Raw genomic sequence first — 9,687 nt, forward strand, 5'->3', positions numbered from 1 at the left:
CTTATTTGATTCAAACTCCATTCGATTCAAGCCTATTTAGTCGGTGCCAAACTTTCTTGCATACGTACGTAGGATAAACGACGTTCTTTGGCATCCTCTTCTGTTTTGGCAAAGAGTTCTTCCGCCACTTCAGGGAATGTCTGTTTAAGCGAGGCATAACGCACTTCGCCCATCAAGAAATCTCTAAAGCTTTCAGTCGGTTCTTTCGAATCGAGGCTGAACGGATTTTTATCAGTGCCGCGTAAAGCAGGGTTGTAGCGATAGAGATCCCAATAGCCGGCCGCTACGGCGCGACGTGATTCTTCCTGCGTCGTGCCCATGCCGGATTTAATACCGTGGTTGATACATGGTGCATAGGCAATAATGAGGGATGGACCAGGGTAGGCTTCCGCTTCCGTAATCGCTTTGAGGAGCTGATTTTTATCGGCCCCCATAGCCACCTGAGCCACATATACATAGCCGTAAGACATGGCAATCATGCCGAGGTCTTTTTTCTTCGTACGCTTGCCGCTGGCTGCGAATTTAGCTACTGCCGCGGTATGCGTTGCTTTAGAAGATTGACCGCCCGTATTGGAGTACACTTCCGTATCGAATACGAGAATATTTACATCATCGCCGGACGCAAGTACATGGTCGAGACCGCCGAAGCCGATATCATAAGCCCAGCCGTCGCCACCGAAGATCCACTGCGAACGTTTAGCAAGATATTGTTTTTCTTCTAAAATCGCCGTCATAGCTTTAGTCGGTTCAGCCACTTTTTCAAGCAACGCTACCAAACGAGCGGATCGTTCACGTGTACCGGCGCCCTGCTCGCGATGTTCGTTCCAATCGCTAAGCGCGGCTTTTAATTCAGCCTGTTCCGCCGTGCATTCATCGATAGCGGTTGCTACATATTCACCGATTTGTTCACGAATCTTCGTGGTTCCTACGCGCATGCCGTAGCCGAATTCCGCATTATCTTCAAAGAGGGAGTTTGCCCAAGTAGGACCTTGACCCGCCTGGTTAACCGTATAGGAAGATGTCGGCATGGAACCGCCCCAGATGGAGGAACAGCCGGCCGCATTGGCAATCATCATGCGATCACCGAAAAGCTGCGTAACAAGACGGGCATACGGTGTTTCACCGCAACCGGCACAGGCACCGGAGAATTCGAGAAGCGGTACTTCAAACTGACTGCCTTTTACCGTTTCTTTCTTCATCGGATTCGCTTTAGTCGGTAAGTTTACACCATAATTCCAAGCATCGGCCAAGTGTAACTCGTCATCGATTGGGCTCATGGTAATGGCTTTACCCTTAGGAGCCGGACAAATCTGTACGCAGTTGCCGCAACCGAGGCAATCAAGCGGCGATACGGAGATACGGAACTGTAAGTCGCCGGCGCCCATAGCCGGAATTGTTTCAAAACCTTCCGGAGCGGCCGCCACTTCGTCAGCCGTAGCCAATACCGGACGAATCGTTGCATGCGGACAAACAAAAGCACACTGGTTACATTGGATACAATTTTCTTTGTGCCAATGCGGTACGAATAAGGCTACGCCGCGTTTTTCATAAGCAGCCGAACCGGCCGGTAACGTACCGTCTTCGTAGCCCATGAAGGTGCTAACCGGTAAATCATAGCCTTTTTGCGCATTGATCGGACGGCAAATATTTTGTACATATTCAGGAATTTCCTGAGTTTCAGCTACCGGAGCATCCACCGCATCAGCCCAGTCAGCCGGCACTGTTACCGGCACAATGGCATTAACCCCTTTATCGACAGCCATCATATTCATATCAATAACGGACTGACCTTTTTTACCATAAGTGGCAACGATGGAATCTTTCAAGTGCTGCACCGCTTCTTCAATCGGAATAATATTGGCCAATTTAAAGAAGGCGGACTGACAAATCATGTTGATGCGACCGCCGAGCCCGATGTCTTGCGCAATCTGCGCCGCATTAATGATATAGAATTTAAGATGTTTATTGGCAATGGTCCGCTTCATGGCAGCCGGTAATTTTTCAGAAAGTTCTTCCGGCGTCCAAGTGCAGTTCAATAAGAAGGTGCCCCCTTCTTCGATGCCTTGTAAAATATCGTATTCATTTACATAGGCCTGACGATGACAGGCTACAAACGTAGGTCGTGTTACGAGATATGGTTTATTAATCGGCTTTTTGCCAAAACGCAAATGCGACATGGTCACGCCGCCGGATTTTTTAGAATCATAATCGAAGTAAGCCTGCGCGTACATATCCGTGTTATCGCCGATAATCTTGATGGCCGTCTTATTGGCCCCAACCGTACCGTCGGAACCGAATCCCCAGAACTTACAAGCCGTAATGTGAGAGGCATCAATCCATACATTATAGGGACGAGGCAAGGATAAACCGGTCACATCATCCACTATACCAAGCGTGAATTCAGCTTTAGGTTCGGCGGCTGCCAAATTATCAAAGGCGGCTACAATATCGGCCGGAATTACGTCACGGGAACCGAGGCCGTAGCGACCGCCCACAACGGTAATATCCAGTTTAGCACGGGCAATGGCGGCCTGCACATCGAGGAATAAAGGTTCGCCCATGGAGCCCGGTTCTTTCGTGCGGTCAAGTACGGCAATGCGTTTAACCGTCTTAGGCAAGGCTTCGATGAAACGATCCATAGCAAACGGTCTGAAAAGATGGACATTAACGGCACCAACTTTGCGGCCTTGCTCGCGTAAGTATTCCACCGTTTCATTGGCTACCTGAGCGCCGGCGCCCATCACAACTACGACGTCGGTAGCATCCGGTGCCCCTTCATAGTTGAACAAATGGTATTCACGGCCTGTGAGTTTGCTGATTTCAGCCATGTATTCTTCAACAATGCTCGGAATATCCAAATAGAACGGATTGGACGCTTCACGATGAGTAAAGTACACATCCGGATTTTCCGCCGTACCGCGCGTCACCGGTGCATCCGGTGTCAGCGCGCGTTTGCGGAATGCTTTGAGGGCATCCCGATCGAGGAGCGGTGCCAATTCATCGTATTCGAGCACTTCAATTTTTTGAATTTCATGAGACGTTCTGAAGCCGTCAAAGAAATTGATAAACGGCATGCGGCCTTTAATCGCCGATAAATGAGCAACCGCACTAAGGTCCATAACTTCCTGCACGGACGATTCGGCGAGCATGGCGCAACCGGTGGCACGGCAAGCCATTACGTCTTGGTGGTCGCCGAAAATCGACAACGCATGCGTCGCCAAAGCACGCGACGCCACTTGGAATACAGCTGGTAATAATTCACCGGCCACTTTATATAAATTAGGAATCATCAAGAGCAAGCCTTGTGCCGACGTGTAGGTAGTGGTCAGCGCCCCGGCCTGTAATGAACCGTGCACGGCACCGGCTGCGCCGGCCTCCGATTGCATTTCTACTACCTTAACAGTGTGTCCGAACACATTTTTACGCCCGTTAGCCGCCCATTCATCCACGTGTTCCGGCATCGGTGATGACGGAGTAATCGGATAAATTGCGGCCACCTCGGTGAACCCGTAGGAAATGTGTGCAGCGGCTTGATTGCCGTCCATAGTCTTCATTTTACGCATAGTAAAGCCTCCCGGTATATACTTATATAGTTGCGTCTGCATATCTCATATGCAGTTGTCGCTGTTGGAAACTGATTTCACGCTAAACAAAAGCTCTCTCTTGATTCGGTCCTGCAATTTACTGCTAATTTACTGCTATTTACTTCTTGTACTGCTAAGATACTGCTTAATTAAATTGTTACTAATGAACCCTTAACACTCCGTAGTGAATTTTTTAGAAAAACGGCGAAATACTGAGCAAGATGCCGGCTGCTATGATAAACATAAGACTTGGACTTCTGAAACGAGCCAGGAAATCTAGTTTATATACCAAATAAGTTGGTATAAAGCAACCGATAATCCCCATAATCGGGCCCATCCACGTTAAGAGACGAAGTACGGGAATATTCAGAATAATGGCGCCCCAAGCGACCAATACACCAAATACCAAGGTACCCCAAGCAATCGCTTTGCGATTAATGCAATCTTCGTCATACACACGTTTTAACAAATTAATGGCAATCCCCTGACACGATTCTTTGAATGCCAGGAATACGCCGAAGAAGGCTGTCATAATCGAGAAAATATTAAGCAATAAGCTTAAAATTCTCACCGTATCGCCGTCCATTTCACTCGCTGCAATAGCCAAGGCGGAAATATTTTGACTGGCCGCCATAACGGCTTGCTCATGACTCATGGCCAAATTAAAGGAAATGGCAAAGAAAAAGATGGTCACGAATAGAACGCCGAACGATATATTCATGGCTCGCAAGGATTTGTGCCAAGCCACATCCACCGATTTATTATGGGAGCGATAGGAAATTACCATAGGACTCAACGTCTGAATAAAGAGAATCGACGTGAGCGTCAACGGCAACATGGTAAACGCCTGATAGAGCGCATCGGACAAGCTCGGTAAGGCCGGAACATTCGCCAAATTCCAATGGCTTACCATGATGAGCCCCAACACGATAATGGCTAGTAACTTAGTAAGTACCAGCCCGGTGGATACTTTGAAAAGAATCTTCTCCCCTTGGGCCGCAATGGCCACCAATAAACAAATAACACCTAACCCGTAGAACGGATTACTCGATAGAATCGTGTCCGTTACCTCAAAAGAGTATAAGAAGGACGCACTGTCATTGGTAATCGCCGTAGAGTACACGAAGATACTGATGACGATCATAACGAAATAAATCGCGCCTAAGAAGATACCCCAGTTTTTACCCAAATAATGAGAAATAACGGACGGATAATCCGTACATTCCGGCGATACCGCCAAGGTATTAACGAATAAGCGCTGGAACAAATAGAGCGCCGGATACCCCACGGCCGCTGCCAACAAGTACACCCACACCCCTACAATACCGACTTGAACGGGCAAGAACACGATACCGGCGCCAATAGCCATGCCGATACTCATGATAATCCAACCCCAGTCAGTACTGTCAAAACGGGTGGCTTCACGCCACTCAGCGTCGCTCATACCGGCTCTGGCCGCTTTGCTCATCCCTATAGCAACCGGTTCACCGACAGCCGTAAGCGTCGCCTCAACTTGAATTTCCTTATTCATGAAAACCTCCTCTAATTATACATTATGACATATAAGTACAATTTCTCATAGTATATATTCTGATAAAGCATGACTTTTTTTGCATTCCCTGTTACAATAAAATGGTCATATAATTCAATTTATTTATCAACTCAGTAATATACCTTAACAAAAGTCTTATATACCTATAATCCCGTGTTTTATACCTGTTATAGTTAACTATGTATGAGGGAAGTACCGAGACGTCTAACGGTACTTAATATAGGTTCAGCATAACATGTTAAAAATACACTGTGAAATACTTAATTAAGTGTTGATACTATAGTTTAAAGCTATGTCACTTGGGAGGCGTCCTTATGACCTTACAACAATTGCGTTACTTAGTCGAAATCTCCAAATGCCAATCTATTACACTGGCGGCCCAGCGTTTATTCATTGCGCAACCGAGCCTTTCTAAATCCATTAAAGACCTGGAAAAGGAATTCGACATTACCATACTGGAACGCACGCGCCACGGTGTTTCCTTCACCGTTGAAGGCCTTGAGTTTTTAGACTACGCCCATCGCATTCTCGAGCAGGTCAACGGCCTTAACAACTACTTTAATCAGGACAGCATCAACAATCGGCTCACCCTTACCGTGTCGGCCCAACACTACATGTTCTCCATCGAAGCACTCACGAATTTTGTAAAACGTTTGAAAAAAGTCTCCGATTATACCATCGTTTTTAACGAATGTCGCACATCCAAAGTTATCGACAACGTCCTCTTAGGGAAAAGCCAACTGGGTATTCTCTATCTGTCACGGAGCAACAATAAATTTATGAAACGTCTTTTTGCGCAAAAAGGCATTGAGTTTACGCCACTTCGTCAATTCCCGCCTTGCGTCTATATCGGTCATAATCATCCGTTAAAAAACGCCGGTGCCCTCACCGTAGAGGATCTGCAGGACTATCCGTATATCAAATACTACCAGGGCAATGACTCCTATCAGTATGCCGAAGAGGTGAGCGTCCGCGGTCTTCAGGACAATCGCTCCCTCGTCGTATCCGACCGCTCCACTATTTTACACCTCTTAGCCTGCACCGATGCCTTTACCATCGGCTGTGGTTGCCTATTGCCGAACATTACCAAAGACCGTATTTTATCCATTCCGCTGGAAGGCTCCCTGGACCTTATCAATATTGGCTGGATAAAACTAAAAAACACCAATATGACGCCGGCTATGACAGATTATGTGGAGCTCCTGGAAGATTCCATTGATTCCTTAAGCCATCCCGTTTTTGCACCTCTAAAAAACGAGGCCTAAATGATTCTTTCCTAGCCTAAGCTGTAACAATAACACAGATTTCTTATATCAAAGAGCCATCGGCCCCTGCCGGTGGCTCTATTTACTTACTGCAAATCAATTAATTTAGATATAGTTTTAATGCATGGTAAATACACTCCAAGGGATATTATACAGCATGAACTATCCATGTTACACTGACCTCAAAATAAACGGTGTTCCCAATAACTTGTCCGTTTTAAAAAGACTTACTTTTAGGAGGTATATAACATGGAAAATTTAAAAAACAAGGGATTCTCTACTAAAGCAATTCACGGCGGCGCAGCGCCTAATACATTTGGAGCTTTAACAGCCCCTATTTACCAAACCTCTACCTTCGTTTTCGACTCTGCCGAACAGGGCGGTCGTCGCTTTGCCCTCGAAGAAGGGGGCTATATCTACTCTCGCTTAGGCAATCCGACCAACACGCAGTTGGAAGAGAAGTTAGCCCTTTTAGAAGGAGCCGAAGCTTGTATGTCCACCGCATCCGGCATGGGGGCTATTTCCGCCACCTTGTGGACGGCGCTGAAAGCGGGCGATCATGTTATCGCCTGTGACACCTTGTACGGCTGCACCTTCGCCCTTCTTAACCACGGCTTGACCCGCATGGGCGTTGAAGTAACTTTCGTTGATATGAGCGATATAGACGCTGTGAAAAAAGCTTTCAGACTAAATACTAAAGTCGTGTATTTGGAAACGCCGGCTAACCCGACACTTAAAATTGTAGACATCAAAACGATTGCCGAAATCAGCCATAAAGAGGCCGATTGTCTCGTTGTTGTTGACAACACCTTCTGCACACCTTACATCCAACAACCATTGTCTTTAGGCGCCGATGTAGTGGTTCACTCCGCTACCAAATACTTAAACGGTCACGGTGACGTCATTGCCGGTTTTGTATGCGGCTCCGCCGACTTCTTAACGCAAGTTCGCCTATACGGTATCAAAGACATGACCGGTGCCGTACTCAGCCCGTTTGATGCCTTCCTCGTAGCCCGCGGCCTTAAAACGTTGGCCATCCGCATGGAACGTCATTGCGCCAATGCTATGAAAGTAGCTCAATTCCTCGAAACCCATCCGGCTGTTAAATCCGTAAACTATCCGGGTCTTTCCAGCTTCCCGCAATATGAATTGGCTAAACAGCAAATGGCTTTACCGGGCGGCATGGTATCCTTCGAATTAAAAGGCGGTGTCAAAGAAGGAGCCGTTGTTATGAACAGCGTTAAGCTCTGCCGCTTAGCCGTTTCCTTAGGCGATGCGGAAACCCTCATCGAACACGCAGCGTCCATGACGCACTCCACCTACACGAAAGAAGAATTGGCCGCTGCCAACATCAGCGAAGGCCTCGTGCGTTTATCCGTAGGTCTCGAAGATGCGGACGATATCATTGCCGATTTAGCCCAAGCTTTGGACCAAATAGCTAAATAGTTCAACATTATCACAATCAGCAATTAAGATCAGCATCCTAACGTAATCACTTCAAATTAACAGCAAAACTTCACGCCTCCTTTTACACTTGCGATAAGGTCGGCACCGGCAAATTGTCAGCCTTAACGATGCGTGAATTTTGGTATTCCTATTCGCTCATTATATTTAAAAACTAATAACCTTATTTCATTAAACACTATGTAGTAGATAGGAACTCTCAATTACTATAATGCCCTTGCCTGTAATCCTCGTGTTTTCAGGTAGGGGCATTATTAATTATTCTTTATAATAACACAATAAAAATATTTTCATCTATTTATATTTTCTATATCTATTATTACATATTACAACCGCCAAATTGTTTGACTTTTCACATCTAAAGTTTTAGTATATAAAAACAAGCTAGTCAAAATTTTAATAAGGAGGTACCTTGAGATGTTAGGCAACTTAGGTGAAAAAATAGAGGAAAAGGCAATGATTAGTTTCTTAAAACGATTCGATGCCAATCCTTTTAAAGTAAAATTTAAAGATAATGAATATATAATTGGCGAAGGGGAACCTCTTTTTACAGTAGATATGAAGGAACCCATTCCCGCAAACAAGCTCATGACGAGTACATCCATCGCTCTCGGCGAAGCATACATGGACGGCAATTTAGAAATTGAAGGCGATTTATACTTCGCGTTGAACCATTTCCTCGGCCAAATGGATCAATTCTCCACGGCCGGCGACGTACTCACCAAACTAACCCACAATCCGCTTACCAAGAAGCACCAAGCGGAAGAAGTGCAGAGCCATTACGATATCGGTAACGACTTCTACTCCCTTTGGCTCGATGAAACCATGCAGTACTCTTGCGCTTACTTCGAAGATGAGAATACGACTCTTTACGAAGCACAGATGAATAAAATCCATCGCATTTTAGACAAACTGTATTTAAAAGAAGGCATGCGCCTCTTAGATATCGGCTGTGGTTGGGGTTATTTACTCCTCGAAGCGGCTAAAAAATACAAAATCAAGGGCACCGGCATTACGCTCAGCCATGAACAGTATGAAAAATTCCAAGAACGTATCAAGGAAAATCACTTGGAAGATTACCTCGAAGTGAAACTCATGGACTACCGCGATTTACCAAAATCAGGCCTTGAATTCGACCGTGTTGTGAGCGTCGGCATGGTTGAACATGTGGGGCGTGAAAACTATCAACTTTTCAACGACTGTGTAGACTCCGTTCTCGCCCAAGGCGGTCTTTTCCTCCTTCACTTCATCAGCGGTATGGATGAAAAACCGGGCGATGCATGGATGAGCAAATATATCTTCCCGGGTGGCATGCTCCCAAGCCTTCGCGAAATGATTTCGGACATGACGGACGATAAATTCCATGTGCTCGACGTTGAAAACCTTCGTATGCACTACAACAAAACCTTGTTGGAATGGGATAAAAACTTCCGTGCCAAACTTCCGATTATTCGTCAGAAATTTGATGAACGCTTCATCCGTATGTGGGATTTATACCTCAACGGCTGCGCTGCTGCTTTTGCGAACGGCATGATGGACTTACATCAGATTTTAGCTACCAAGGGTATCAACAATGATTTACCGATGACGCGTTGGTATTAATCAACTCTGCCAATAATTACCTGAACTACAGCAGGCTGATTTAAGCCAACCACGCTATAAATTATTTCAGCCAAACAGGACATATTTTATTTGAGCTGAACATGACATAACAAAACCCCGATTCATCAACCGATGAGTCGGGGTTTATTTAATATATTATATTTTGAGTTATAGGACAAAAAGTGTGTGTAGAAAGTGCTGCAAACTTAGATAAATACTG

The 9,687-nt window shown here is 45.8% G+C and carries 5 protein-coding genes; 3 read left to right on the plus strand and 2 right to left on the minus strand.

The window, feature by feature from the left end; all coding sequences use genetic code 11:
* Positions 1-32: 32 nt before the first annotated feature.
* Entirely contained in the window at positions 33-3,563 is a 3,531-nt protein-coding gene (gene nifJ / locus MXE28_RS06290; protein WP_021841545.1) for a pyruvate:ferredoxin (flavodoxin) oxidoreductase, read from the minus strand.
* 214 nt (positions 3,564-3,777) lie between these two features.
* Positions 3,778-5,028 carry a hypothetical protein gene (locus MXE28_RS06295; protein WP_156704841.1) on the minus strand — a complete coding sequence of 417 codons (1,251 nt, stop codon included), beginning with the start codon at positions 5,026-5,028 and terminating at the stop codon, positions 3,778-3,780.
* Positions 5,029-5,450: 422 nt separating this feature from the next.
* Here MXE28_RS06295 and MXE28_RS06300 point away from each other — a divergent pair, with 422 nt between their 5' ends.
* The 3 genes from MXE28_RS06300 (at position 5,451) to MXE28_RS06310 (ending at position 9,467) form a co-directional block, all read left to right on the plus strand.
* Positions 5,451-6,401: a LysR family transcriptional regulator gene (locus tag MXE28_RS06300; RefSeq protein WP_226974483.1), complete on the plus strand. Its 951-nt coding sequence runs from the start codon at positions 5,451-5,453 to the stop codon at positions 6,399-6,401.
* Positions 6,402-6,650: 249 nt separating this feature from the next.
* Positions 6,651-7,847 carry a methionine gamma-lyase gene (gene megL / locus MXE28_RS06305; protein ID WP_021841548.1) on the plus strand — a complete coding sequence of 399 codons (1,197 nt, stop codon included), beginning with the start codon at positions 6,651-6,653 and terminating at the stop codon, positions 7,845-7,847.
* A 435-nt stretch (positions 7,848-8,282) separates the two neighbouring features.
* On the plus strand, positions 8,283-9,467 hold the full coding sequence (locus MXE28_RS06310; RefSeq protein ID WP_226974482.1) for a cyclopropane-fatty-acyl-phospholipid synthase family protein: 1,185 nt from the start codon (positions 8,283-8,285) through the stop codon (positions 9,465-9,467).
* The last annotated feature ends 220 nt before the right edge of the window (positions 9,468-9,687 follow it).

The sequence above is a fragment of the Veillonella sp. KGMB01456 genome, assembly GCF_023051165.1.
Classification (GTDB): domain Bacteria; phylum Bacillota; class Negativicutes; order Veillonellales; family Veillonellaceae; genus Veillonella_A.

Coding starts and splice junctions, on each gene's coding strand:
- nifJ (WP_021841545.1), bottom strand. CDS start 3,563: ATGCGTAAAATGAAGACTATGGACGGCAATCAAGCCGCTGCACACATT.
- MXE28_RS06295 (WP_156704841.1), bottom strand. CDS start 5,028: ATGAGCGACGCTGAGTGGCGTGAAGCCACCCGTTTTGACAGTACTGAC.
- MXE28_RS06300 (WP_226974483.1), top strand. CDS start 5,451: ATGACCTTACAACAATTGCGTTACTTAGTCGAAATCTCCAAATGCCAA.
- megL (WP_021841548.1), top strand. CDS start 6,651: ATGGAAAATTTAAAAAACAAGGGATTCTCTACTAAAGCAATTCACGGC.
- MXE28_RS06310 (WP_226974482.1), top strand. CDS start 8,283: ATGTTAGGCAACTTAGGTGAAAAAATAGAGGAAAAGGCAATGATTAGT.